The 24,067-nt window shown below is 70.7% G+C and carries 20 protein-coding genes and 2 pseudogenes; 11 read left to right on the top strand and 11 right to left on the bottom strand.

The features are described from left to right. Window positions 1-13: 13 nt before the first annotated feature. The 6 genes and pseudogenes from AC068B_RS22925 to AC068B_RS22950 all read left to right on the top strand — a co-directional run bounded on the left by AC068B_RS22925 (window position 14) and on the right by AC068B_RS22950 (window position 2,943). Window positions 14-268 (top strand): hypothetical protein, encoded by a 255-nt coding sequence (locus AC068B_RS22925; protein WP_478673531.1) that lies wholly within the window; start codon window positions 14-16, stop codon window positions 266-268. Between the two features lie 110 nt (window positions 269-378). After that, window positions 379-510 carry a hypothetical protein gene (locus AC068B_RS22930; protein WP_478673532.1) on the top strand — a complete coding sequence of 44 codons (132 nt, stop codon included), beginning with the start codon at window positions 379-381 and terminating at the stop codon, window positions 508-510. Then, window positions 507-971 carry a Crp/Fnr family transcriptional regulator gene (locus AC068B_RS22935; RefSeq protein WP_478673533.1) on the top strand — a complete coding sequence of 155 codons (465 nt, stop codon included), beginning with the start codon at window positions 507-509 and terminating at the stop codon, window positions 969-971. The genes AC068B_RS22930 and AC068B_RS22935 overlap by 4 nt, the downstream gene beginning before the upstream one ends. Before the next feature lie 35 nt (window positions 972-1,006). Continuing rightward, window positions 1,007-1,288: pseudogene (locus AC068B_RS22940) on the top strand (oxidoreductase); the annotation flags it as partial. 190 nt (window positions 1,289-1,478) lie between these two features. Then, the gene (locus tag AC068B_RS22945; protein WP_478673751.1) at window positions 1,479-2,102 is read left to right on the top strand and encodes a CBS domain-containing protein; all 624 of its coding nucleotides are present in this window, start codon (window positions 1,479-1,481) and stop codon (window positions 2,100-2,102) included. Between the two features lie 148 nt (window positions 2,103-2,250). After that, window positions 2,251-2,943, top strand: coding sequence for a response regulator (locus tag AC068B_RS22950; protein ID WP_478673534.1), 693 nt, complete (start codon window positions 2,251-2,253; stop codon window positions 2,941-2,943). 26 nt (window positions 2,944-2,969) lie between these two features. Here the strand turns inward: AC068B_RS22950 and AC068B_RS22955 are convergent, their stop codons facing one another. Further along, entirely contained in the window at window positions 2,970-4,694 is a 1,725-nt protein-coding gene (locus tag AC068B_RS22955; protein ID WP_478673535.1) for a sensor histidine kinase, read from the bottom strand. 122 nt (window positions 4,695-4,816) lie between these two features. After that, window positions 4,817-5,374 (bottom strand): annotated as a pseudogene (locus AC068B_RS22960) (hypothetical protein); the annotation flags it as partial. Between the two features lie 170 nt (window positions 5,375-5,544). Between AC068B_RS22960 and AC068B_RS22965 the strand changes: the two are divergent. Beyond that, a complete protein-coding gene (locus tag AC068B_RS22965) occupies window positions 5,545-7,098 on the top strand; it encodes a hypothetical protein (protein ID WP_478673536.1) in 1,554 nt (517 codons plus the stop codon). Here AC068B_RS22965 and AC068B_RS22970 read toward each other — a convergent pair. Continuing rightward, window positions 7,040-7,702: a YdcF family protein gene (locus tag AC068B_RS22970; protein ID WP_478673537.1), complete on the bottom strand. Its 663-nt coding sequence runs from the start codon at window positions 7,700-7,702 to the stop codon at window positions 7,040-7,042. The genes AC068B_RS22965 and AC068B_RS22970 overlap by 59 nt on opposite strands. A gap of 40 nt (window positions 7,703-7,742) precedes the next feature. Then, window positions 7,743-8,132 (bottom strand): hypothetical protein, encoded by a 390-nt coding sequence (locus AC068B_RS22975; RefSeq protein ID WP_478673752.1) that lies wholly within the window; start codon window positions 8,130-8,132, stop codon window positions 7,743-7,745. Between the two features lie 208 nt (window positions 8,133-8,340). Between AC068B_RS22975 and AC068B_RS22980 the strand changes: the two genes are divergently transcribed. The 3 genes from AC068B_RS22980 (at window position 8,341) to AC068B_RS22990 (ending at window position 12,206) form a co-directional block, all read left to right on the top strand. Beyond that, window positions 8,341-9,687 (top strand): sensor histidine kinase, encoded by a 1,347-nt coding sequence (locus AC068B_RS22980; protein WP_478673538.1) that lies wholly within the window; start codon window positions 8,341-8,343, stop codon window positions 9,685-9,687. A 25-nt stretch (window positions 9,688-9,712) separates the two neighbouring features. Continuing rightward, the gene (locus AC068B_RS22985; protein ID WP_468558868.1) at window positions 9,713-10,357 is read left to right on the top strand and encodes a response regulator; all 645 of its coding nucleotides are present in this window, start codon (window positions 9,713-9,715) and stop codon (window positions 10,355-10,357) included. A gap of 409 nt (window positions 10,358-10,766) precedes the next feature. After that, entirely contained in the window at window positions 10,767-12,206 is a 1,440-nt protein-coding gene (locus tag AC068B_RS22990) for a PP2C family protein-serine/threonine phosphatase (protein WP_478673539.1), read from the top strand. A gap of 38 nt (window positions 12,207-12,244) precedes the next feature. On the opposite strand, the gene AC068B_RS22995 is transcribed toward AC068B_RS22990, so the two are convergent. Next, on the bottom strand, window positions 12,245-13,732 hold the full coding sequence (locus AC068B_RS22995) for a DNA-binding protein NsdB (RefSeq protein ID WP_478673540.1): 1,488 nt from the start codon (window positions 13,730-13,732) through the stop codon (window positions 12,245-12,247). A 234-nt stretch (window positions 13,733-13,966) separates the two neighbouring features. Between AC068B_RS22995 and AC068B_RS23000 the strand changes: the two genes are divergently transcribed. Then, window positions 13,967-15,154 (top strand): aminoglycoside phosphotransferase family protein, encoded by a 1,188-nt coding sequence (locus AC068B_RS23000; protein WP_478673541.1) that lies wholly within the window; start codon window positions 13,967-13,969, stop codon window positions 15,152-15,154. Window positions 15,155-15,229: 75 nt separating this feature from the next. On the opposite strand, the gene AC068B_RS23005 is transcribed toward AC068B_RS23000, so the two are convergent. The 6 genes from AC068B_RS23005 to AC068B_RS23030 are packed head-to-tail and all read right to left on the bottom strand — an operon-like array spanning window position 15,230 to window position 24,063. Next, window positions 15,230-18,379, bottom strand: a complete 3,150-nt coding sequence (locus AC068B_RS23005; RefSeq protein WP_478673542.1) for a ThuA domain-containing protein — start codon at window positions 18,377-18,379, stop codon at window positions 15,230-15,232. 51 nt (window positions 18,380-18,430) lie between these two features. After that, the gene (locus AC068B_RS23010; RefSeq protein WP_478673543.1) at window positions 18,431-19,327 is read right to left on the bottom strand and encodes a sugar phosphate isomerase/epimerase family protein; all 897 of its coding nucleotides are present in this window, start codon (window positions 19,325-19,327) and stop codon (window positions 18,431-18,433) included. Then, window positions 19,324-20,526 (bottom strand): substrate-binding domain-containing protein, encoded by a 1,203-nt coding sequence (locus AC068B_RS23015; RefSeq protein WP_478673544.1) that lies wholly within the window; start codon window positions 20,524-20,526, stop codon window positions 19,324-19,326. The genes AC068B_RS23010 and AC068B_RS23015 overlap by 4 nt, the downstream gene beginning before the upstream one ends. Continuing rightward, window positions 20,523-21,533: an ABC transporter permease gene (locus AC068B_RS23020; protein WP_478673545.1), complete on the bottom strand. Its 1,011-nt coding sequence runs from the start codon at window positions 21,531-21,533 to the stop codon at window positions 20,523-20,525. The genes AC068B_RS23015 and AC068B_RS23020 overlap by 4 nt, the downstream gene beginning before the upstream one ends. Next, on the bottom strand, window positions 21,530-22,534 hold the full coding sequence (locus AC068B_RS23025) for an ABC transporter permease (RefSeq protein WP_478673546.1): 1,005 nt from the start codon (window positions 22,532-22,534) through the stop codon (window positions 21,530-21,532). Before AC068B_RS23025 ends, AC068B_RS23020 begins: the two co-directional genes overlap by 4 nt. Further along, window positions 22,531-24,063 carry a sugar ABC transporter ATP-binding protein gene (locus AC068B_RS23030; protein ID WP_478673753.1) on the bottom strand — a complete coding sequence of 511 codons (1,533 nt, stop codon included), beginning with the start codon at window positions 24,061-24,063 and terminating at the stop codon, window positions 22,531-22,533. Before AC068B_RS23030 ends, AC068B_RS23025 begins: the two co-directional genes overlap by 4 nt. Window positions 24,064-24,067: the final 4 nt, after the last annotated feature.

Consider the following 24,067-nt stretch of genomic DNA (forward strand, 5'->3'; position numbering starts at 1 on the left):
GGGGCGGACCACCATGACAGTCAAGGTGCTGGTCGCCTACGCGACGAAGAACCGGTCCACGGCCGAGATCGCCCGCACTCTCACGGAGGTCCTCCGCAAGCAGGACATCGACGCCGAGATGAGGTTGGCGCGCGACGTCGGCGAGCTCCAGGTGTACGACGCCGTGGTGCTCGGCAGTCAGCCCTACGAGGGGCACTCGGCGTGGGCGCAGCGCATCGGCGCCACCCTGCTGGGCGAGCCCGCGGCGGGCCGGGATGGACAGCCATGACGCCTGCTGGATCTACGGCGGTTCCCCCAGGACCGGGCGCCGGCAGGGGGGCGCTTCGGGGACAGCGGCTATGAGGGACGTCGGAGAGGCACGTTCCTCATAGCCGCTGAATGCACAGACACTGCCACAAACTCTGCATCTGGCACGACCAGTTCGACAGCTCCGGCTGTGTGGGCTGCAAGGACGAGACGGACAGGAACAACGAGTTGAGCAGGACGAACGCGAAGGAGACGGAGCGATGAGCAGCACCCCGCCCATGATGGCCGCACTTCCCGCCGAGCACCGCGCACGGCTGATGCGGATCGCCCGGCAGGTGTCCTTCCCTGTCGGGACCCGGATCTTCGAGGAGGGCGGTCACGCCGACCGGTTCTGGATCGTCCGCACCGGGTCGGTCGTCCTCGACATGCACGTCCCCGGTCGCCGCTCGCCCGCGATCGAGACGATCGGTCACGGCGAGCTGCTCGGCTGGTCCTGGCTCTTCCCGCCGTACGTCTGGCAGCTCGGCGCCGTGGCGCAGAGCCCGGTGCGGGCCGAGGAGTTCGACGCCCTCGCGGTCCGTCTGATGTGCGAGGACGACCCGGCGCTCGGCGCGCTCGTCGGCCATTGGGTGGGCCGCGTCCTGGCCCACCGGCTGCAGTCGGCCAGGACGCGTCTCCTCGACCTGTACGCCCCCTACGGAAGCGGAGAAGGCGTACGGGGGTGACCGCCGTGCCGCTCCCCTACCGGGTCGTCGCCCGTTGGACGGGCCGTACCGGCGTCGTCACCCAACTGATCGGCCAGGCGGACTTCACCCCGCGCGACACCACCGCGTTCGTGTGCGGACCCGAGCCGATGATCCGGGCGACGGCCCGTGACCTGCTGCACCGGGGAGTGCCCGGCGACCGCATCAGGGTCGCCTTGGAGCTCAACATGCACTGCGCCACCGGACACTGCCAGCTCGGCCCGCTGCTGCTGTGCAGGGACGGCCCGGTCGTCACCTGGAGCCGGGCGGAACCTCTCCTCTACGTCGGGGAGCTGTGACATGTACGCCAGGGAACCGTGCCATGAGCCGACCGACGCCGAGCGGATCCGCGCGATCCGCAACCACGACCCCTGCGTCTCCTGCGCCACACCTCCTCGACCTGACCGTCGCCCGAACGTAGCCACCGCCCCGCACTCCATCTCCCGGGAGGACGCCGTGCTCCACTCACCGCGCACCGTGAGCGACGTGATGACCCACACGGTCATCGCCGTGGGCCGCGAGGCCCCCTTCAAAGAGATCGTCGCCCTGATGGGGCAGTGGAACGTCGGCGCGCTTCCCGTCCTGGCCGGTGAGGGCCGGGTGATCGGTGTGGTCTCGGAGGCGGATCTGCTGCCGAAGGAGGAATTCCGCGACAGCGACCCTTCCCGCTTCGACCAACAGCGCCGCCTCACCGACCTGGCCAAGGCCGGGGGCGTCAGCGCGGGCGAGGTGATGAGCACGCCCGCCGTCACCGTGCACCCGGACGCGACCCTCTCGCAGGCCGCCCGCATCATGGCCCAGCGGAAGGTCAAGCGCCTCCCCGTGGTCGACGCCAACGGGCTGCTGCAGGGCGTGGTCAGCCGCAGCGACCTGCTCAAGGTGTTCCTGCGTTCCGACCAGGAACTCGCGGACGAGGTGACCCGCACCGTGACCGCCCTGCTCTTCCCGGACCGTGCGGTCACGGTGGTCGTGGAGAACGGCGTGGTCACGCTCGGCGGTGAGATCCGCGACCGCACCCTCGTCCCGGTCGCCGCCCGGCTCACCCGTGCGGTCGAGGGCGTCGTGGACGTACGCATGGATCTCTCCGAACCCGGTCAGGCGCCGCCCCGATGAAGTCTCTCGACGAGTACCGCGCCCCTTCGCCGACCCGGCGGTCGAGGCCGCACGCACTGGGCGCGATGGGGCCCACTCGGCCCTGGTGCGGGCCCCCGCCGACGCGCAACGATCAGATCGGGGGACCGCAGACACCCAGGGGGCAACCATGACCGCACGCACCTTCTCGTCGGCACAGCCGATCCGGGTCTTCCTCCTCGACGACCACGAGGTCGTACGCAGAGGAGTGCACGACCTGCTCGACGCGGAGCCCGACATCGAGGTCGTCGGTGAGGCGGGCACGAGCGACCAGGCGCTGGTCCGTGGCCCCGCCCTGCGCCCCGACGTGGCCATCCTCGACATCCGCCTGCCGGACAGCGACGGCATCACCGTCTGCCGCGAACTGCGCTCGAAGATGCCCGAGGTCGCCTGTCTGATGCTGACCTCTTTCGACGATGACGACGCACTCCTGGACGCGATCATGGCGGGCGCCGCGGGCTACGTCCTGAAGCAGATCAAGGGAACCGACCTGATCGACGCGGTACGCACCGTCGCATCCGGCCAGTCGCTGCTCGACCCGGCGACCACGACCCGTCTGATGAGCACGCTGCGCGGCCCGGACGAGCCGCGGCAGCCGGACGACAGGCTGTCCGGCCTCACCGAACGCGAGCGGGACATCCTCACGCTCATCGGCGAAGGCCTCACCAACCGGCAGATCGGGAAGCGGCTCTACCTCTCCGAAAAGACCGTCAAGAACCACATCTCCCGGCTCCTGTCGAAGCTCGGCGTGGAACGGCGCGTCCAGGCCGCTGTGCTCGCCGCCCACCTCGAAGCCGACCGCCCCTCCGACCGTCCCCGCTGACCGCCCTCATCGGCCGACGACCGCCCTCATCGGCCTGCCAGCGGAACGCGCCATTCCAGCCGCGTGCCCCCGTCCGGCCCCGCATCCAGACACAGCGAGCCGCCGAGGTTCTCGGCTCGCTCGGCGATGTTCCGCAGGCCGCTGCGGCGTCCGCTCCTGCCGATGCCGACCCCGTTGTCCGCCACGGTGAGGGTGAGCTCCCCACGGCGTACGACGACGGAGATCTCGGCGGCCGATGCCCGCGCGTGCCGGGTGATGTTGGCGAGCGCCTCGCTCAGCACCGCCACCGCCTCGTCGGCGATGGCGGCCGGTACATCGGTGTCGATCAGACCTTCCATGCGCAGCGCCGGTGTGAAGCCCAGCACCGCGACCGCTTCCTCCACGGTCCGGGCGGTGCGCACCCGCAGCCCGGGACTGCGGGTCGTGTTCGCCTCGTGGGCGCGCAGGCCGAAGATGGTGGAACGGATGATCTTTATGGTGGTGTCGAGGTCGTCCACCGCGCGTGTCAGGCGTTCGGACGCCTCGGGGTGCTGGACGAAGCGCTGCGCGCTCTGCAGGGTCATGCCGGTCGCGAAGAGACGCTGGATGGCCAGGTCGTGGAGGTCCCGGGCGATCCGGTCGCGGTCCTCGAGCAGGCTCATCTGCTCGGCGTCGCGCCGCCGGTCCGCCAACTCGAGGGCCACTGCCGCCTGTCCGGCGAAACCGGGCAGCGGAGCGGTCTCGGCCTCGCCGAAAGCGGGCCGTCCGCTCCGCCGGGCCAGGACCAGTACGCCGCGCAGCCCCTCCGCGGTACCCATCTGCACCGCCACGGCGGGCCCCATGCCCTTCCACCGCTCCGGCGCGAAGGTGACCCTGGGATCACCGGCAACGTCCCCGGTGGCCACCAGCCCGCCCTCACGCAGCGCGGCCCCTGCCAAGGTCCCCTCCCGGGGAATGAACTGCCCCTGATGCGCCTCCGAGCATTCACCGAGTGCCAAGGCCCCCTCCAGCTCGTCCCGCTCCGCCACCACGAGGTCCACCACACCGATGTCGGCATTGGTGATCTCCCGCGCGCGCTCGACCATCAGCTCCAGTACGCGGGCCTCCGACGCACCGGACAGCAGGGCGCTGGTGAACTCGGAACTCGCAGCCAGCCAGCGCTCCCTGAGCCGCGCCTCCTCGTAGAGCCGGGCGTTCTCGATGGCCACCCCCGCCGCCACGGCAAGCGTGGAGAGCACCGCTTCGTCCTCGGCGTCGAATTCGGCGCAGCCGCGCTTCTCGGTGAGATAGAGGTTCCCGAACACCTCCTCCCGCACCCGGATGGGCACCCCCAGGAACGAGTGCATCGGGGGGTGATGCGGCGGGAACCCGGACGACGCCAAGTGCTCCGACAGCTGCCGCAGCCGCAACGGCTCGGGATGCCGGATCAGCTCACCGAGCAGCCCGTGCCCCGAAGGCAGATCCCCGATCTGCGACTGCAGTTGCTCGTCGATCCCCACCGGCAGGAACTGGTCCAGCCTGCTCCCTGCGCCGATGACGCCGAGCGCTCCGTACTCCGCGTCCACGAGTACGACGGCGGTCTCGACGATGCGTCGGAGCACTTGCGGAAGATCGAGTTCCCGCCCCACCGAAAGCACCGCTTCCAGCAGCCCGTGCAGCCGGTCCCGCGTCCCGCGAACGGCAGTGATCCGCCCCTCGAGCTCTTCGAGCAGCTCATCCAGCCGCAATCGCGTCAGCTGCCGCGCTTCGTTGCGCACTGTCTCCCCACCCATGTGTGCCTCCGCCGAAGTCGCCAGACAGGGCGTCGCAGGTACGGCCTTCACACTAGTCCCGCGACGGGTCGGCGGAATGGAGGGTGGCGTGATGGCTGCGGCCAGTCCGCCTCATACGGGCTCGGTGGCACGGCGAGGACATCGCCGACCTCCGCAGAGCTTCGCCAGAACAGGGCGGCCGCAGGCTTGACGTCCGGTTCGTGGTCATGGGGGCACCACAACACCTGGAGCACGTCGGCCTGTTCGGGCGGCCGCAGCGTCGGTAGATCGCGCACTTACAGCTGAGCCACGGGCAGCATGGGGACCGGGCACTCAGCAGGCGGCGGCCCCGCCTCTAGGCGCCGCATGAGTGCCGCGTCGTTGCGCTCCTTGATCGCCGACTCTTCCGGCGTGTACTCCGGGCCGTCGGGATCCCGGTGCAGCCGGGCCTGTCTGGGTCTTTCGAGAAGAACTGCCGCCGGGTACTCGCGGAAGCCGCTGTTCTGGTGTTCTGCGCTCTCGCAGTGCGGCCATGGCTCCCCGGACGGCCACAGCAACGGCCCCCCGACCGAGCTGTCCCACACCGAAGGCGCCCCGGGGCGCGGGTGCAGCCGAGTTGCGTCTCGCGCCAACGGAGCCAGCTCAGGAAAGACCGCGGTCACGTCGAACGGACGCGGCGGAGCATTCCCTACGAAGACCATGCCTGCGATCTTGCCGCCGGCCACCGACAGTCCCCTGGCCGTCTCGACCGGCGTCACCGAGTTATGCGTATCCCCCGTCGGCAAGGTCCCGCTCCCCACCAGGCTGCGCTATGCAGGAACAAGCCCCGCGAGGGCGCAGCCGGTGCGCCGCGACGGGCCAGGGGGGAATCATGACCGATTCCGCACGGCGTCAGCAGCCACGGGTGCCCGAGACCGACCCCACGGTCGGGGTCGGTGTGAACGCCGACTGGCAGGGAGAGCCGAAGCACCGGCTGGTCGCGATCGGGGATTCGCTGACGCAGGGGTTCCAGAGCCTGGCGATCTTCAACACCGGACTCTCGTATCCGGCGATCGTGGCCTACGAGTTGGGGTGCGTCGAACGGTTCCGGTACCCCCTCTACGAGGGTCTGGGCGGGCTGCCCTTCAACATCGAGTTCCTCCTGCGTGACCTGGAAGCCCGCTACGGGCGGACCGTGGATTTGCCGGAGACGCCGGTCGCGCTGTTCCGGGCCAGGAGCCTCATGGACCGGGTGGAGGACTACTGGGAGCGGGGGCCAGGACAGGCGGTGCCCTCGACGACCGCCATCATGCACAACCTCGCGGTCTTCGGGTGGGACCTGCGGGACGCGCTCTCGAAGTCGGCGGACGAGTGCCATGAACGGATCGAGACTCCGGACGACAACCTGATCAAGCAGGTCGTCCAGAACGCGTGCGAGCGCGCCGCCCTCCGGGTCCTGCCCACGCGGCCCTCGGCTGCGGGGGCCCTGACCCAACTGGGCGCCGCCGCCCGGCTCGGGGAGGAGACCGACGGCACCGAATCGGAGCACGGGATCGAGACCCTCGTCGTCTTCCTCGGGGCGAACAATGCGCTGCAGGCGGTGACCGAGCTCAACATGGCCTGGAGCGAGGACGGTTACGACGACCTGTCCCGCAAAGGACGCTTCACCGTCTGGCAGCCACAGCACTTCGCGGCCGAACTGCGCAAGGTGGCCGCCGAGGTCTCCGGAATCAAGGCTCGGCACGTCATATGGTGCACGGTCCCGCACGTCACCATCGCGCCGATCGCCCGCGGCGTCAAAGGCAAGATCGCGAAGGGTTCCCGGTACTTCCCGTACTACACCCGCCCGTGGATCGACGACGACGACTTCGACCCCCGCCAAGACCCGCACATCACAGGTGACGAGGCGCGGCAGGTCGACGACGCCATCGACGACTACAACGACGCGATCACGGCGGAGGTCCGCCATGCCCGGCGGACGGGCAAGGACTGGTACCTGCTGGAGACCTGCGGACTGTTGGACCGGCTCGCGGCCCGCCGGTACGCCGAGGATCCGTCGGCCCGCCCGGACTGGTGGCGGCCCTACGAGTTGCCGCCAGCACTGCAGGCGCTGACGCCGCGGCCGAACTCCCGTTTCCTCGCCGGTGAGGCGGAACGGCGCACCGACGGCGGCCTGTTCTCGCTCGACGGGGTCCACCCGACGACGGTCGGATACGGCATCCTCGCCCAGGAACTCATCCATGTGATGCGGCTGGCAGGCGTCCAGTTCTTCCGGCCCGACGGACAGACCCGCCGCGAGGGCCCGGTGCACGTCGACTTCGACCGCCTCATCCGCCACGACACCCTCATCAACCGGCCGCCGGGGAACCTCGACTCGGCCCTGCGCGTCATCGGCTGGGCCGACGAGGCCTTGGACCTGTTCCAGCGCGTGTTCTCCGGCTTCTGAGCAGGCCTGAGGTCACCCGCCGCTCGGCGGCGCTGAGGCCGCGGAGGGTCCAGAGTCCGTACAAAGCCAGCAGCGGTTTGGCAGCCGTCCACTCTCCAGGGCGGTAGTCATCCGCGCGCACCAGCCTCTCCGCGAGGTCGGGGCGCTGCCGCCGCAAGTACGCGCGGGCCTTGAGCGCATGAGCGGGCTGGGAGACGATCTTGATGCGGTCCGCGCCTTCGAGCAGTGGGATGACGTTCGTGATGTTCTCCCACGTCGTCGTGCTCCGGTCCTCAAGGAGCACCGTGCCGTCGAAGTCCAGCACCGACTTCGCGTGGTCGGCCATCAACTGGGCCTCCGTGGCGACGGTTCCGGTCGTGCCGCCGCTGAAGATCACGCAGGTTCGCAGCGCACCGTCAGCGGCGGCGGAGCGGACTCCGGCACGGACCCGCCAACGGTTGATCAGGTTCGCCCTCGCCCCGGGGTTCCGGTACCCCAACACCACCACGGCCACCGAAGCGCCACCGCTCTCCCCCACGAGAGCTCGGGACCATCTCCAGTTCAGCCACTCACCCCAGGCCAGGGCCGCAACCCCGGCCACCGCCAGTCCTGTCCCTCGCCGCATGCGGCGACTCTAGGGCCCCGGGCGTCGCGCGGCCGACCTTTCAACCGGACTGCGTCAGGACGAGAGGCACGGTGATGGTGAGGTGCTCGTCGGTGGTCGGCAGGGCGGCGGCAAGAGCGTTCATACGAGTTGCGAGGTGGCCGATCACCCGGCTGGTCAGTTCCTCGTCCCACTCCGCTGTGCCTTCCGGTGGCAGGCGCATCTCCTCCCTGGAAGGTGCGTTGTCACCGAAGTAGCGCGCGGTGTCCATGTTCACGACCCAACAGGCCAGTGCGATTCTCACCTGCCCGGGTGCCGCCCACTGTGCCCGTATGTGGGCGCACATGCTGAAGTCGTCCCCGCCGAACGTGACCGTCGTGGAGAACGGCCTGCCACGGGGGTACTGCCGTGTCAGCTCGAGCACTGCCGGTTCCACAACGGCCCGCGCCATAGGTTCCGAATACACCGTCTGCCTCCAGATCGACTGTCGTCCCGACCCATTCCGCCCTGGGGGCTATCCCCCACCGCAGACGGAGGTAAGCCCCGTTCCGGGGCGGTGTGGCCGCGGCCTAGCGTGGGTTTCAGTACCGCGCCCGAGCGAGGTCCCGTGGGCACGCTGCTGCTGGACCGCAGGGACGCCCGACAGGAAACTGATCATCATGCACGTGCAGGACTCCCTCCGTTCCGTCGCCCACTCCCCCTCCGTCCTCTCCTCCCTCCTCCGGGCCCCCTTCACCCGGCGGGCCTGGGCCGAGGCTGCGTACTGCCTGATCGGGTTCCCGTTGGGGCTGGTGGGCGGGACGTTGCTGACGGTGGTGTTGGCGCTCGGTGCGGGGTTCGGCGTTTCGCTGGTCCTGGCGGTCGTGGGCGCGCTGCTGCTCATCGGCGGGTTGCGGCTCGCCCGCGGGCTGGGCAGGCTCCACCGCGCGCTCGCCGGGACACTGCTCGGCGTACGGACGCCCACGCCGCCCGCGTTCCGGCCCGGCGGCGGTGTCGTGGGACGCGTCGACGCGCGGCTGCGGGACGGCGTCGGCTGGCGGGCGGCGGGTTACGTCCTCGCGAAGCTGCCCGTCGGGGCCCTCGGCGCGTACGCCGTGCTGTGGTGGGTCACGGGCCTGGTGAACCTCACCGCCCCGCTGCGGTGGGCGGTGTTCGGGCAGCAGCCCCAGCCCGGTGACCCCGAGGGCATGCCGCTGCTCACGCCGATCCCCTTCGGGAGCCCGGACGTGGACACGTTCGCAGGGACCTGGTTCGCGGTGCTGGTCGGCGGGGTCACGCTGCTGTGCGCGCCGTGGGTGACCCGGCTCGTGGTCGCGGGCGACCGGTGGCTGATCGGGGCGCTCCTCGGGCCGGGGCGGCTCGCCGACCGCGTGCGTGACCTGGAGGAGACCCGTGCGCTCGCCGTCGACGACTCGGTGGCGCTGCTGCGCCGGGTCGAGCGCGATCTGCACGACGGGGCGCAGGTACGTCTCGTCGCGGTGGCCATGGGGCTCGACATGGTCAAGGAGAGACTCGTCGACGGGCAGCCGCTGGACGTGGGCCGCATCCGGCAGCTCGTCGACGGCGCGCACCGGACCGCCACCGAGGCGCTCACCGAACTCCGCGACCTGGCCCGCGGCATCCATCCGCCCGCTCTCGACGACGGCCTCCCGGACGCCCTCGCCACGCTCGCCGCCCGCAGCACGGTGCCGGTCAGGCTCTCGGCGGACGTTCCGGTACGCCCCACTCCGGCGATCGAGACCATCGCGTACTTCTGCGCCGCCGAGCTCCTGACGAACGTCATCAAGCACAGCGGGGCGCGGCAGGCCGCGATCGGCGTGACGCAGCGGGACGGACTGCTGCGGCTGCAGGTGACCGACGACGGGCGGGGCGGTGCGGAGATGGGGGCGGGCAGCGGCCTGACCGGGCTCGCCCAGCGCGTCCGCACCGTCGACGGACGCATCGACATCCACAGCCCCGAGGGCGGGCCGACGACCGTCACCGTCCAGCTCCCCCTGCATGCATGAGAGCGTGCGTGAAAGCATGTGCGCCATGCGTGTCGTGATCGCCGAGGACGCCGCCGTACTGCGGGAGTTGCTGGCCCAGATGCTCACCGAGCGCGGCCACGAGATCTGTGCCGCCGTAGGCGACGCGGACGCCCTGCGCGAGGCCGTCGCCGCGCACCGGCCCGACGTCACCGTGGTCGACATCCGGATGCCGCCGACCCACACCGACGAGGGGCTGCGCGCCGCCATCGACATCCGCGCCGAGCACCCCGGCACCGGCGTGCTGCTCTTCTCCCAGTACGTCGAGACGAAGTACGCCACCCGGCTGCTGGCGGCCGGTTCCGCAGGCGTCGGCTATCTGCTCAAGGACCGGGTGGCGAACGTCGCGGAGTTCACGGACGCGCTGGCGCGGGTGGCGGCGGGCGGCACCGCGCTCGACCCCGAGGTCGTCACGCAGCTCGCGGGCGCGGGCAGCCGCAAGGCCGAACTGGCGCCGCTCACCGCACGGGAGCGCGAGGTGCTCTCCCTGATGGCGGAGGGCCGCTCGAACGCCGCCATCGCCCAGGCGCTCTTCGTCTCGTCCGGCACGGTGGAGAAGCACGTGGCGGCCGTCTTCGACAAGCTCGGCCTGCCTGCCTCGCACGACCACAATCGCCGGGTGCTCGCGGTCATCCGCCATTTGCGCTCGTGAGTCGCCACCCCCTGCGCCACCCCCTCGCCCAGGGGTCAAATCACGCCGTTCTGACGAGGCCAACACGGCCTGTGTGAGGGGTAGTTAATGTCCCGCACATGCCCCTGACGTGTCGACCGGCCCAAGCCGCGGAGTCGCCCCCACTCGCCGTGACCGACGCGTGCACCACTCGGCCCCGCCGTCCCCACCGGATCCCCATATTCCACGTCCAGCCCCTACGCTTTCTTCACCCTTTGCCTCTAGACTTTCGCCCCCTGCCCCGCGTATCCGCAGGACAAGGGCATATGCCAGAAGCACCACCGCATCGTGTGTTGCCAAATCCCTTACGGCCCCCCTCCTGCTGTGCGAAAGTCATTAGCGGTCCACCACCCGTCAAGCTGGTCGCACCGCACCTTCAACGGAGCACCTCATGCCGTCCCATGTCTTTGCGGACCACGCAGCCGCCCAGCCGCCCGAGCGTGGCACGGTCGACGCGCTGATCTCGCAGACGCGTCGGCTCCGCGGCGAGGTCGACGCCGTGCGGCGCGACGCCGTGGACGACCACGGGGACCCCACGGGACGCTGGCAGCGGGCCCTGTGCGACCTGGCGGTCCATCAGCTGAACGATCTGGACGACCACCTGGCCCAGCTGCGGGACGGTCCGCCGCGGACGGACGGGGAGTCCGCGGCGCCGGCCGTACCGGAGCCCACGGAGCCGGGCCGCGGATCCCTGCTGAGCCGGGTGGGCAGCGCCGAGTGGAACCTCCTGACCGACGAGGCCAGCTGGTCCGGCGAGCTCTACGGAATCCTCGGCCGAGACCCCGCCGCTCCCCCGCTCTCCCTCGACGAGCTCCCCTCCCTGGTGCACGCCGACGACCAGCCCCTGCTGACCTCGATGGTCACGGACTGCCTCATCGACGGAAAGCCCATCGACGGCGAGTTCCGCATCCTGCGCTCCGACGGGCGCGTACGCCAGGTGCACATGATGGGCGAGCCCGTGCTCGCCGCCGACGGCTCCACCGCCTCCATGTGGGCGGTCCTGCGGGACATCAGCGAGCTGCGCCGCAGCCAGCGCGTCGTGCGTGAGAGCCAGGACTCGCTGCAGCGCCACCACGACATCGCACAGACCGAGCACCGCCTCGCCGTCGCACTGCAGGAGGCGGTCCTCCCGCCGTGGCGCGGCTCCCTGCGGTTCCCGCACGGCGGCCCTGGCAAGCTCGACCTCGCCGCCCGCTACCTCCCCTCCTCGACCAGCACGCTCATCGGCGGAGACTGGTACGACGCGATGGAACTGCCCGGAGGCGACGCCCTGCTGAGCGTCGGCGACCTCACCGGGCACGGCGTCGGCGTCACCTCCGGCATGGCGATGCTGCTCGGCGCGCTGCGCGGCATGGCGGTCGCCGGAGCGCAGCCGGGCGGCCATTTCGGACAGCCCGGCCAGCTCATGGGCTGGCTCAACCAGTTGCTGGATGCCACGGTCCAGCCCGCCCTCGGCAGCGCGGTCTGCTGTCGCTTCGACCCCACCACGCACTTACTCACGTGGGCACAGGCCGGGCACCCCGCCCCGCTGCTCTTCCGCGACGGGACGGGGCGCGCGCTGACGCCACCGCACGGCGTGCTCCTGGGCGCCACCTCCGGGGCGACGTACGAGCAGGCCGATGAGCAACTGCGGCCCGGAGACCTGTTGCTGCTGCACACCGACGGCCTGGTGCCGCGGCGCGACAGGGACACGGCGACGGGCCTGCTGCTCTCCCTCTCGTCCCGTTTCGCCGAGGCGCGAACGGCACAGGACTGCGTGCGGACCGTCGTCGAGGAATGCGGCGAGGCAGCCCGTGAGGACGACGCCTGCCTGTTGGTCGCGCGGGTCTGAATCGTCCGATCGCGCGATGTCTCATGTGCTCCGGTGCGCTACGCCCTTGCGGTCCTCCCCCTGCTCCCCTTCGGCAGCGCGAACTTGATCTCCTCGCGCAGGTCCTGGATCTTCGGGTAGCCCGCGTACTGCGCGGTCAGCCGGTACATCTCGCGCAGCCGGTCCCAGGTGCGGTGCGAGGAGTTCGCCCGCATCGACACCAGCGCCAACCGCGCGTACCTGTCGGCCTGTTCGGGGTCGTCGGCGATGAAGCACGCCGACGCCAGTGAGATGTAGTCGAAGATCTGCGACCGGTCGCGGTTCTTGGCCCGCAGCTCGATCGCCTCCTTCGCGTGACGCTGCGCGGCGTTCGCCGCGGACGCCTCGTGGTCGGCGAGGGTGCGGTAGGCCAGGGCCTGCATGCCGTGCAGGTCCGCCTCGTCGAACATCTGCATCCAGCTCGGCGGCGGCACGTCCCCCTTGTCCGACACGAAGAGGTCCTCGGCCAGGCCGAGCGTGCGCCGCATCGCCTGGCCGCGCCCCATCGACGCATGCGCCCAGGCCTCGATGGTGTACAGCATCGCCTGGGTGCGGGGCAGGGCCTCCTCGCCCGCGCCCGACTTGGCGAGCTTCATCAGGTCCAGGGCGTCGTCCGGTTTGCCGAGGTGCACCATCTGGCGCGCGGCCCGGGACAGCGCCTCCCCCGCGCGCGGGCGGTCGCCACCCTCGCGGGCGGCGTGCGCCGCAATGACGAAGTACTTCTGCGCCGTGGGCTCCAGGCCGATGTCGTGCGACATCCACCCCGCGAGCACGGCGAGGTTGGCAGCGACGCCCCACAGGCGCCGCTGAAGGTGTTCGGGGTGTCGGTAGGCGAGCATGCCGCCCACTTCGTTGAGCTGGCCCACCACGGCCTTGCGCTGCAGCCCGCCTCCGCGGGCCGCGTCCCACGCGCGGAACACTTCGACCGAGCGCTCCAGTTCCTCGATCTCCTGCGACCCGATGGGGGCGGCCTCATAGCGGTCGAGCCCAGCGGGGTCGGCGTGCAGGGGATCTTCGATACGGGGGGCGTCGGCCTTGAGAGCCGGATCGGCGTGCAGCCAGTCGTGCATGGCGCTGCTGAGTGCGGAGCCTGCGGCAAGCGCAGCGCCCGCGCCCACCAAGCCGCGTCGGTTGAGCATGAGGTCCATTCCCGTGAATTCGGTGAGGACCGCGGCCGTCCGCTCGGGCGCCCACGGCACGCCGTCGGGGTGCTCCACACTCCCGTCGCCACGCCGCTTCCCTGCGCGCCCGTGCCGGACCAGACCCAGATCCTCAGTGGTCACGACACGGCCGAGACGCTCGGTGAACAGAACAGCCAGTACCCGTGGCACCGGATCGCGCGGGATCTCTCCCATGTCGATCCACCGCCGCACCCGCGAGGTGTCGGTGGCCAGTTGGGGGTGGCCCATGGCCGCCGCCTGCCGGTTCACCAGTCTCGCGAGCTCACCCTTGGACCAGCCGGCGAGGCCGAACAGGTCGGACAGGCGGGTATTGGGTTGTCCGTTCACGTCAAGCCCCCAGGTTCTCGGCTGAGTTGACAGTAGCCCTCTGTCAGTTGCAGAGCGACTATTCGCCAGGGTTCGCCAGGGTGCGCCACATGGTGTGCCAGGGGACGGCGGGTGTCAGGTAGGAGTGCGCCACCCCGACCCGGTCGCCGCAAGGCACTCCCCAGGGTGCACCCGAAGCGATCGGGCCGGGAGGCGCACGCAACTCGCAGGCACACGAAGGGATCTGTATCGCCCATGTACGCAGCATCGTCCTCCGTGTCCGCCCCGCCCCGGCCACTGCACCCGCGTCCCCCGGTCCACCGGAGCCGTGAGGTGACCCCGTCGTCGGGGAACGGCCCCTATCTGGAGCCGGTGCGCCCCGCGGGCGCACCGCTAGGCGTCGGCCGCACGCCCCGTATGCCGGGGGCCGGTACGCAAACGCTCAGCGGGAGACTCGACTTGTCCGGCCCCCAGGGGGCGCAACTGCGCACCGCGATCGCTTCGGTGCACCGCATCTGCCCCGAGTTCAATCCGGTGCAGGTGCTCCGTAGGAGCGGCCGCACCGTGCTGCTCGTCGGCACGGCGGGCCGCAGCACCGCCGTCGCCAAGTGTCTGCTCGACCACTCGCCCGGGTGGGCGGAGCGGATCAGGCACGAAATAGCGGTATACCGCTCGTTCGTCCGGCACCGCCCGCCGATCCGTGCGCCCCGGCTGATCGCCGCCGATCCCGACGACTGCACGCTGGTGATCGAGCGGATGCCCGGCAGGGTGGCGGCGCTGCACCGGCACCCCATCGAGTCCCCGCCGCGTGCGGACATCCGGGCGGCGCTGGGCTCCATCTGCCGACTCAACCAGTGGCGGCCGCCGGCGGAGATGTTCGGCAAGCCGATGGACTACGGCAAGCGGATCACCCGCTTCCACGAGCTGGGCCTCCTGACGGACCGCGACATGGGCGACCTGCAGAAGCTGCTGCACGGCATCGCGCACTCCGTCGGACACCAGGGCAACGGCCACCACTCGATGTGGCAGTTCTGCCACGGCGACGCCCTGCTGTCGAACATTCTGCTCTCTCCCCCCGGCCCCGTCCTCGTCGACTGGGAGCACGCGGGCTGGTATCTGCCGGGGTACGACCTGGCGACGCTGTGGGCGGTCCTCGGTGACGCCCCGGTGGCCCGGCGCGAGATCAGCCAGCTGGCGCAGTCCGCGGGCCCGGCGGCGCGCGACGCGTTCCTGGTCAACCTGATGCTGGTCCTGACCCGCGAGATCCGTACGTACGAATCGGCCGTGCAGCGTTCGATGCACGATTCGGCCCCGGCGGCACCGGGCCCGGCCCACCCCGGTGCTGCGCCGTCCGGCGAGGAACAGCGGCTGCTGCTGAGGCGGCTGCACGACGACTGCCAGCTGGCCCGCAGGGCCGTGCGCGCGGCGGTCGGTACTCGCTGACGGGGAGACAGGTCCGCGGTGCGCTTTGGACAGGGGCGCACCGCGGACCTTCGCTGTGCCTAGGACACGCTGTGACTAGGACGCGGAGAACTGCACCGCGTCCACGTCGAAGGAATTGTCCTGGCCCGACTTGAAGACCAGATACAGCTTGTGTGTTCCGGTGAGGGCCTCGACCGGGACGTCGGGTGTCGACTGGTAGGTGTCCCAGCCCCCGGTGTTGGGGACGGGAGTGGAGGCGAGCAGTTTGCCGTCGGGTGCGTCGGCGCGCAGTTCGACGGAGCCGACGCCGTACGGCGAGGACAGCTTGTACGCGACCTTGCCGATGCCCTCCACGCTCATCGGGTTGAAGGCGATCCAGTCGCCGTTGCTGATGTCGCCGATGCGTTTGCCGTTCTCGGCGCCCTCCTGCGACACGATGCGCGTCCCCGACTGGTCGTCGCGGTACTCGGCCTGCTTGTGCTTGGGCTGCAGCACCGAGCGGCCGTACCCGGTCAGGGCACCGACGCCGTCGCCGCCCTTGTCCGTGTACTTCGCGTTGAGGACGTACGTGAGGTCGGCGCCCTCCGGGTGGCCGCCCAGATCACCGGTGTCGACCGTGCCCCCGCAGCCGGGGATGTCGGTGGTGGGGTGCTCGTGGTCGTCGTGGCCGAGTGCCGGGTTCACCGTGACCTTCGAGCAGTCGACGGTGCCGTCCTCCGGGTCGGTCACGGTGACCTTGTACGGGATCTTGTCGCCGAAGTCGATGAGTTTGCCGTCGACCGGCGTCTCGATCGTCACCTTGGGTGCGGTGTTGCCCGCGGTGACGGGGACGTTGGCGTAGCCGGACTTGCCCGAGGAGTCGGTGACCTTCAGCTGGGCGTTGAAGTCCCCCTTGGCGGTGTAGGTGTGGGAGGGGTTCGGTTCCGTCGAGTCGTAGGTGCCGTTGCCGTCGAAGTCCCAGGCGTAGCCGAGGGAGTCACCGTCGGGGTCGGAGCTGCCGGTGCTCGAGAAGTCGACCTTCAGCGGGACGGGGCCGTTGGTGGCGGATGCCTTGGCCTTGGCGAGCGGGATGCGCTGTCCCTGGGCGTAGTCGATGCGGTAGAGCCCGGAGTCGTTGTTGCCGCCGCCGAACTCGCTGCCCCACTCCAGGACGTAGAGCGATCCGTCGGGTCCGAAGGTCATGTCCATGGGCTTGGCGAACTTCGCCGACTTGAGGAAGTCATTGATCTTCAGGAGCTTGCCGTCCTTGCCGAAACGGATCTCCTTCACCGAGTCGCGCGCCCACTCGTAGAAGAAGTTCGCGCCCTCGAAGTAGGCGGGGAACTTCGTCTTGGAGGGGTTCTTCGCGTCGTAGTGGTAGACCGGTCCGCTCATGGGCGCAGAGCCGCCGGAGCCCATTTCGGGGAACTCCTTCGAGGCGCCGTACCCGTACCAGACCTCGGGCTGCTGGAGGGCGGGCAGGTCTTTGAGGCCGGTGTTGTTCGGCGACGGGTTGACGGGCTTGGTGCAGTCGAACTTGGTGCCCGCCTTCTGGGTGTCCGGGTCGTAGGGCGCGTAGGCCTGGTTGTTGCCGTGGCAGAACGGCCAGCCGAAGTTGCCTGCCTTCTTGATGACGTTGTACTCGACCAGGCCCTCGGGGCCGCGGTCCGTGGTGGGGCCGCCCCGGTCGGGGCCGTAGTCGGAGGCGTGCACGTACCCCGTCTTGGGGTCGACGGTGAAGCGGAACGGGTTGCGGAAGCCCATGGCGTAGATCTCGGGGCGGGTCTTGGCCGTGCCCTGCTTGAAGAGGTTCCCCTTGGGGATGGTGTAGCCGCCGCTGTCCTTGGGCTTGATGCGCAGGATCTTGCCGCGCAGGTCGTTGGTGCTGCCCGCGGTGCGGGCGGCGTCCAGCATCTGCTTGCCGGGGCGCCAGTCGAGCGGGGCGTAGCCCTGCCAGGCGGGGTCGAGGTTGGGCGGGGTGTCGTCGCCGACTCCTAGGTACAGCGTGCGGTCGGGGCCGAACTCGACGGCGCCGCCGGTGTGACCGGGCTCGGGGAAGGTGCGGTCCCGGTAGGCGGGTACGTCGAGGAGCTTCTTCTCGCTGGCGAGGTCGAGGGTGTTGTCCTTCTTCACCGTGAAGCGAGAGAGGCGGTTGACGTCGTCCGTCGCCTTGCCGGGCGCGTAGTAGAGGTAGATCCAGCGGTTGTCGGCGAACTTCGGGTCGAGTTCCATGCCGACCAGGCCGTCCTCGCCGCCGGTGTACACGTCGAGCTTGCCCGCGGTGGTGGTGGCGTGGGTCTTCGGGTCGAAGATCTTCACCTCGCCGCTGCGCTGTACGTAGAAGACCTTGCCGTCCTTGGCGACGTCGAGCTCCATGGGGTCGGCGGTGTTGTCGTCAAGGGCGGTCTTCTCGTAACCGGACCAGACGGTGCCGCCGCAGTCGCCGGGGGCGTTGCCCGCGGCCCACTTGATGCCGCCGAGGACGTGCTCGCGGAAGGCGGGCTCGCTGTAGGAGGCCTTGTCGTGGCCCATGGCGGTGGCCCACACCTTGCCGCCCTCGGCGTTGCGGCACCAGGAGATGGGGTGGTCGGCGCCCATCGCGGAGCCGCCCGGGTTGTACGTGGTCTCGTCCGCGGTCACCAGGACGTGGACGTCGCCGCGGGGGTTCTTGTCGAAGTTGTACCACTCCTCGGGACGCTCCCAGCGCTCCGGGAGACCCTTGGTGGAGGGGTGGGCGCGGTCGGCGACCTTGGCGGTGCCCTTGAGGACGCCCGGGGAGTGGGCGGGCATGTGGGCACCGGCGTTGATGAGGTCGTCCCACCAGGGGAAGGAGTCCTCGACGCCCATGTCGAGGGTGTTGTGCAGGGCGACGACGCCCTTGCCGCTCCGCACGTACTTCTTCATGGCGTCGCGCTGTGCCTCGGTGTCCCAGACCATGCCGGAGTTCTGCAGCATGATGATGACGTCGAAGTCCTTGAGCTTCGCGTCGTCGAAGACGGTGGCGTCGTCGGTCTGGACGACCTCGAAGTTCTCGGCCGCGGCCTGCTCCTTGACCATCTGGACGCCGGCCGGGATGGAGTCGTGGACGTATCCGACGGCCTTGGTGAAGAGCAGGGCGCGAAAGGCCGGGGCCCTGTCGGCCGCCGTGGCTCCGGTGCCTGGCAGGAAGGCCACGGTGAGGAGCAGTGCCGCGATCAGGGCTACGATCCCTCTGCGCAGGCCTCTGGGACCTCCGAGACCTCTTATGTCACGAGCATGACAGCCCATGAGGTTGGTCCTCTCTGTGTGGACGGGGTGCGGGTGCCGGATGCCGGAAACTCAGCGGGCCGCGAGGGTGCGGCGCAGGAAGCCGAGGCCATCGGTGGCGAGCGCGTCCTGGCTGCGGGCCAGGGGCCGCCAGACGGAGGCGGCGACCGCGATGGCGTCGTTGTGGGCCGTGAACGACTCGATGCACAGGGGGCCCCGGTACTCCGCCGCGCTCAGCGCGGACAGGAAGCCGGGCCAGTCGAGGTGGTCGGCGCCGGGGGCGCCGCGGTCGTTGGCGCACACCTGGACGTGTGCGATGCGCCCCGCCGCCGCGCGGACGGCCGCGGGCAGGGAGTGCTCCTCGATGTTCTGGTGGTACGTGTCCAGGGCGATGCCGATCGCGTCCTCGGGCAGGCCTTCGAGGGCGTCGAGGGTCTGGGTGACGGTGTTGAGCAGGCTCGTCTCGTAACGGTTGAGGGGCTCGACGGCGATGCGGACTCCGGCGCGGGTGGCGTAGGCGACGACCGGGGCGATGTTGGCCCGCCATTCCTCGTACGCCGCCGTGCGGACGTTCCGGTCCATGCGCCAGGTGCGGCCGACCGGCGCGTACACGGGGCCCGCCACGACGGGGGCGCCCACCGCGTGGGCCGCGTCGACGCAGCGGCGGAGGTAGTCCTGGGTGGTGCGGGCCGTGATCGGGTCGGCGCGGACGAGGTTGCGCCCGTCGGACATGACCGCGACGACGGCGGCCGGGGCGACTCCCGTGGCGTCGAGGACCTTGCCGACGGCCGCCGGGTTCCAGTCGTCGGGGCTCTCCAGCGGGAGCTCCGCGCAGTCGAAGCCCCAGTCGGCGAGCCGGGGCAGGGTCTCGGTGAGGGCCTCGGTGGTCACGGGTGAGTGCCAGATCCACGGGTTGGCGCCCAACTGCCATGCGGTGGGGTGCTGTTGAGGTCTGTCCGTGGCGCTCATTTCTTGCCTCCCCAGTCCCCGGGGAAGCCGGGCAGTTTCTGGCAGCCGCACATGGCGTAGTGCAGCGGCGGCATGCCGTCCCGCAGGTACTCATCGAGGTTGTCCTGGGTGACGGTCGGCTGCGGCAGCTTCCACTCCTTGGGCACCGGCCTGCCGTCCAGGACGCGCAGGGCCGCGATGACGGGCGTGCGCCACTGGAAGGTCGGGTAGGTGGGGGCGATCGCGGTGAGCTTCTTCTCCTTCCAGGCCTCAAGGAAGTCCTGCTGGTCCTCGCCGGTGATGGGCGGCACGTCGACGCCCGCGTCCTCGAAGGCCTCGACGGCGGCGACCGCGGTGGCGCCGGAGTCCATCCACACGCCGTCGATGGAACCGTGCCGGGAGATCGCGTCGGCGACGATCGACTTGGTCTTGGCGGGGTCGCCGTCGGTGAACTTCACGTCGGCGACGTCGAGTTCACTCTTGTCGAAGGCGAGCTTCGCCGCGGACCAGCGGGTCTCCAGGACGTCGACGCCGGGCGAGATCCGCAGGGCGAGGACCTTGCCCTTCGGCTTGACCTTGTCGACGAGGAAGTCGGCGGCGACCGCTCCGTAGCCGTACCCGCCGATCGGGTTGACGAAGGTGACCGCGCAGTCCGTCTCCACACCGCGGTCGAAGACGACGACGGGCAGCTTGTCGCAGGCCTCCTTGACGGCGGGCGTGAGGGTGGCGGTGGTGTTCGGGGAGACGATGAGGGCGTCGCAGTCCTTGTTCCCCGCGAGTTCCTGGATGTCGGAGATCTGCTTGTCGTCCTTGCCCTGCGCGTCGAGGACGGTGAAGTCGGAGATCTCCTTGTGCAGCTTGACCTCGGCCTTCATGTTCTTGAGGCCGACCTGCCGCCAGGGGTTGAACACCCCCGCGTTGGAGAAGCAGAGGTGGACGCCGCCCGAGCCCTTCTTCTCGTACTGGGCGGTGCTGGTCATCTGCGGTTCGAGCATCTGCTCCCAGGGTTTGCCCGGCGGGCCCTTCGGGGTCTCCTGAGCGAGCGTCAACTGCTTCCTGTACTCGGCCCGTTCGAAGAACTTGGACGGTTTGTCGCCGCCCGGCTCCGTGCTCCCGCTCGCCGCGGCGGGCGCGTCGGCCGGGAGGTCGCTGGAGCACGCGGCGAGCAGGGCGCCCGCCAGCAGGACGGCGGCCGACGCGAGGGTGCGTCTGCGGTTCATGAGGGTGTGCCTCCCGAAGGGTGGGTACGACGGCGGCGCAGCCGGGACCAGTCGGCGGCCCCGATGCCGACGGCGGCGATGACGATGACGCCCTGGACGGTGGACTCCAGGGCGCCGGACACGCCCCGCAGATTGAGCAGCGTGAACAGGGCCTGCAGGGAGAAGGCGCCTGCCATCGCGGCGACGACGCTGCCGCGGCCGCCGCCGAGCACGACACCGCCGAGGACCACGGCGGTGATCGCCTCGAATTCGTATCCCCTTCCGGCCTGCGCGGACACGCCGGAGAACCCGCCGACCAGGACGGCGGCGAGCGCGGCGGCCGCCCCCGAGAGGACGAAGGCGATGACACGGGCCCGGTGCACGCGCACCCCGGACAGGGCGGCGGCGCGTTCACTGTCGCCGGTGGCGATGAGCGTCCGGCCGAAGTCGGATCGCATGAGGAGGACGGCCAGCACGCCCGCGGCCAGACAGGCCAGGACGGCCCAGGGCAGCCAGCCCATCGCGGTGCCGCGCCCCAGCTGCCGGACGTCCTGCGGGAGTTGGCCGTGCGGGGAGCCGCCGGTCCAGTAGAAGACGGCTCCTTCGAGGATGAGCATCATGCCGAGCGTGGTGATGAACGACGGGACGCGCAGCCGGGTGGTGATCAGACCGTTCACCAGCCCGGCCAGCGCTCCCGCGAGCAGCAGTCCGGCCGCCATGAGCAGCCAGGGCGCGTCCGGGTACGAACCGTAGACCTCCGCCGTCGCGACGACCCCGGCGGTCACGATCGCGCCCACGGACAGGTCGAACTCGCCGCAGACGATGACCAGGTACTGTCCTGCGGCGAGGATCACCAGGGGCGCGGCGCGCTTGACGAAGGCGAGGAAGCGGTCGGGTTCGTAGAAGCCGATGTCGGTGATCGCCAGGAGGACGAGGAGCGCCGCGAGGAGCGCGTAGACGGGAGCGCCGGTCCCCAGGGAACGGACAACACGCTTGTACGTGGGGCTCGTTGCCGTGGCCGTGGTCATGCGGGCCTCCTGCTGCCGCGCCGGGCGTAAAGGGCGACAGCGGCGATGATGACGACACCGCGGACGACGTTCTTGAAGAACGGGTCGACGCCGAGCTGGTTGAAGACGGAGTCCAGGACGGCCAGCACCAGGACGCCGCCGAGCGTGCCGACCACTCCCCCGCGCCCGCCCGCGAGCGCCGTGCCGCCGAGGACGACGGCGGCGATCGACTCCAGGTCGTAGCGGGCCTCCGTACCGGCCCAGGGGGCACCGGCGCCGAGCCGTGAGGCGAGGAACAGGGCGGCGGCGCCCACGCACAGCGAGCACAGGACGTGCGCGGCGATGACGGTGCGCCGGGTGCGGACGCCGGAGAGGCGCGCCGCGTGTTCGTCGCCCCCGGTGGCGTACAGGTGGTGGCCGAACCGGGTGCGACGGGTGATCACCCAGAGCGCGGCGGCGACGGCGATGAGCAGGAAGAGGGAGACGGGGACGGGGCCGACGCGGTCGTAGCCGAGGTGCTGGAAGGAGGCGGTGACCTTGCCCGCCGGGCCTGTGTAGTTGTCCTCGATCCAGCCCCGCAGGATGAACGCGGTGCCGAGCGTGGCGATGAAGGCGTTGACCTTGAGTCCGGTGACGATCAGGCCGTTGGCGAGGCCGACGGCTGCCGAGAGAGCGAGGACGGCGAGAACGGCGGTGACGACGCCGCCGTCCTCCATGGTGGTGGCGGCGACGAGCGTGCCGAGGCTGATGAGGTAGGCCACCGACAGGTCGAGGGAGCCGGTCAGGATGACGGCGGTCTGGCCGACGGCGACGAGGCCGAGGGCGACGCAGTTCTGCAGGATGCCGACGACGTTGGCGAGGGTGAGGAAGTCACCGCCACGGGCGGCGACGACGATCCAGCCGAGTGCGGTGACGACGGCGGCGGCGAGCCAGACGCCGACGGCCGGGTCGGTGAGGCGGCTGCGGCGGCGTGGCGTGCTCTTCCTCAGGGTGGGCGGCGGCGCGACGGCGGTGCCGGTCATGCGGCTCCTTCCTCTGCGGTGCTGCCGGGCGCCGGTGGGTTCCGGCCCGGCGCCGGGGGCGCTTCGGGGTGTCCGGTGGCGAGGTGCATCACGTCCTCCTCGGCCGCGCCCGGCGGGAGTTCCCCGGCGGTGCGCCCCTCGGACATGACGAGGATCCGGTCGCTCATGCCGATGAGTTCGGGCAGTTCGGAGGAGACGATGAGGACCGCGAGGCCTTCGCGGGCCAGGTCGCGGACGAGGGTGTGGATGGCGGCCTTGGCGCCCACGTCGACACCGCGGGTCGGCTCGTCGAAGAGCAGCACGCGTGGCCGTGCGGCGAGCCATTTGGCGATGACGACCTTCTGCTGGTTGCCGCCGGAGAGGTACTGGGTCTGCTGGTCCTCGCCGCGTGCGTGCAGCCGGACCCGTTCCAGGAGGGCGGTCAGCTCGCGCGCCGCGGGCGGCCGGTCCCTGGCGGGGACCGCGCGGGTGACGAGGAGGGCGTTGTCGCGCACGGACTGGCGCAGGGCGAGGCCTTCGGCCTTGCGGTCCTCGGTGACGAGGGCGATTCCGGCGCGGATGGCCTGGCGCGGAGAGGCGGGGCGCAGCGCGGTGCCGTCCACGGTCATGGTGCCTTCGGTGAAGGGCGCGGCGCCGAAGAGGGCGCGGGCCAGGGAGGTGCGGCCGGATCCCTGCAGTCCCGCGATGCCGGTGACCTCGCCCGCGCGCAGGGTCAGGTCGATGCCCGCCAGGCGGCCGTTGCCGCCGCCGCGCACGGTCAGGCGGACGTCGCCGATGTCGTCGGGGCGGGCGCGGGGCGGATAGTAGGCGCTCAACTCCCTTCCCACCATGGCGCGTACGACCTGATCGGTGTCCGTCCGTGCGGTAGGCACGGTCGTCACGTGGCGGCCGTCCTTGAGGACGGTGATGCGCCGCGACAGGTCGAAGACCTCGCGCAGGCGGTGCGAGATGTACAGGATGCCGAGTCCGCGGTCCGCGAGGCGGCGTACGAGCGTGTGCAGGAGGCCCGCTTCATGGTCGGCGAGGGGCGCGGTCGGCTCGTCCATGACCAGGACGCGCACGTCGGAGGCGAGTGCCTTGACGATCTCGACGGTCTGCTGGCGGGCGACGGACAGGTCGCGGACGTACGTGCGCGGGGTGATGCCCGATACGCCGACCTCGTCGAGGAGTGCGGCCGTGCGGGCCTCCATCGTGCGGCGGTCGACGAGGCCGAGGCGGGTGGGCTCGCGGCCGAGGAAGACGTTCTCGGCGACGGTCCGGTGTGCCAGGAGCGCGAACTCCTGGTGGATGATGCCGATCCCGGCGGCCTGTGCCTGCGCGGGATGTGTGAAGGCGTGTTCCGTGCCGTCGAGCGTGATCGTGCCTTCGTCCGGGACGTGTTCCCCGGCGAGGATCTTCATCAGGGTCGACTTTCCCGCCCCGTTCTCGCCGACGAGCGCATGCACTTCGCCCGCGGCCAGGTCGAGTGAGACCCCGTGCAGCACACGCACCCCGAGAAAGCTCTTGGAGACGGCGTGCATCGTCAGCATCGTG

Source organism: Streptomyces sp. NPDC042371, assembly GCF_056437465.1.

Bases quoted from the DNA above. Each gene is read 5' to 3' on its own strand.
- AC068B_RS22970 (WP_478673537.1), bottom strand. From the start codon at position 7,702: ATGCGGCGAGGGACAGGACTGGCGGTGGCCGGGGTTGCGGCCCTGGCC.
- AC068B_RS22950 (WP_478673534.1), top strand. From the start codon at position 2,251: ATGACCGCACGCACCTTCTCGTCGGCACAGCCGATCCGGGTCTTCCTC.
- AC068B_RS23000 (WP_478673541.1), top strand. From the start codon at position 13,967: ATGTACGCAGCATCGTCCTCCGTGTCCGCCCCGCCCCGGCCACTGCAC.
- AC068B_RS23015 (WP_478673544.1), bottom strand. From the start codon at position 20,526: ATGAACCGCAGACGCACCCTCGCGTCGGCCGCCGTCCTGCTGGCGGGC.
- AC068B_RS23020 (WP_478673545.1), bottom strand. From the start codon at position 21,533: ATGACCACGGCCACGGCAACGAGCCCCACGTACAAGCGTGTTGTCCGT.
- AC068B_RS23025 (WP_478673546.1), bottom strand. From the start codon at position 22,534: ATGACCGGCACCGCCGTCGCGCCGCCGCCCACCCTGAGGAAGAGCACG.
- AC068B_RS22990 (WP_478673539.1), top strand. From the start codon at position 10,767: ATGCCGTCCCATGTCTTTGCGGACCACGCAGCCGCCCAGCCGCCCGAG.
- AC068B_RS23005 (WP_478673542.1), bottom strand. From the start codon at position 18,379: ATGGGCTGTCATGCTCGTGACATAAGAGGTCTCGGAGGTCCCAGAGGC.
- AC068B_RS22965 (WP_478673536.1), top strand. From the start codon at position 5,545: ATGACCGATTCCGCACGGCGTCAGCAGCCACGGGTGCCCGAGACCGAC.
- AC068B_RS22955 (WP_478673535.1), bottom strand. From the start codon at position 4,694: ATGGGTGGGGAGACAGTGCGCAACGAAGCGCGGCAGCTGACGCGATTG.
- AC068B_RS22930 (WP_478673532.1), top strand. From the start codon at position 379: ATGCACAGACACTGCCACAAACTCTGCATCTGGCACGACCAGTTCGAC.
- AC068B_RS22925 (WP_478673531.1), top strand. From the start codon at position 14: ATGACAGTCAAGGTGCTGGTCGCCTACGCGACGAAGAACCGGTCCACG.
- AC068B_RS22975 (WP_478673752.1), bottom strand. From the start codon at position 8,132: ATGGCGCGGGCCGTTGTGGAACCGGCAGTGCTCGAGCTGACACGGCAG.
- AC068B_RS22980 (WP_478673538.1), top strand. From the start codon at position 8,341: ATGCACGTGCAGGACTCCCTCCGTTCCGTCGCCCACTCCCCCTCCGTC.
- AC068B_RS22945 (WP_478673751.1), top strand. From the start codon at position 1,479: ATGACCCACACGGTCATCGCCGTGGGCCGCGAGGCCCCCTTCAAAGAG.
- AC068B_RS23030 (WP_478673753.1), bottom strand. From the start codon at position 24,063: ATGCTGACGATGCACGCCGTCTCCAAGAGCTTTCTCGGGGTGCGTGTG.
- AC068B_RS23010 (WP_478673543.1), bottom strand. From the start codon at position 19,327: ATGAGCGCCACGGACAGACCTCAACAGCACCCCACCGCATGGCAGTTG.
- AC068B_RS22935 (WP_478673533.1), top strand. From the start codon at position 507: ATGAGCAGCACCCCGCCCATGATGGCCGCACTTCCCGCCGAGCACCGC.
- AC068B_RS22985 (WP_468558868.1), top strand. From the start codon at position 9,713: ATGCGTGTCGTGATCGCCGAGGACGCCGCCGTACTGCGGGAGTTGCTG.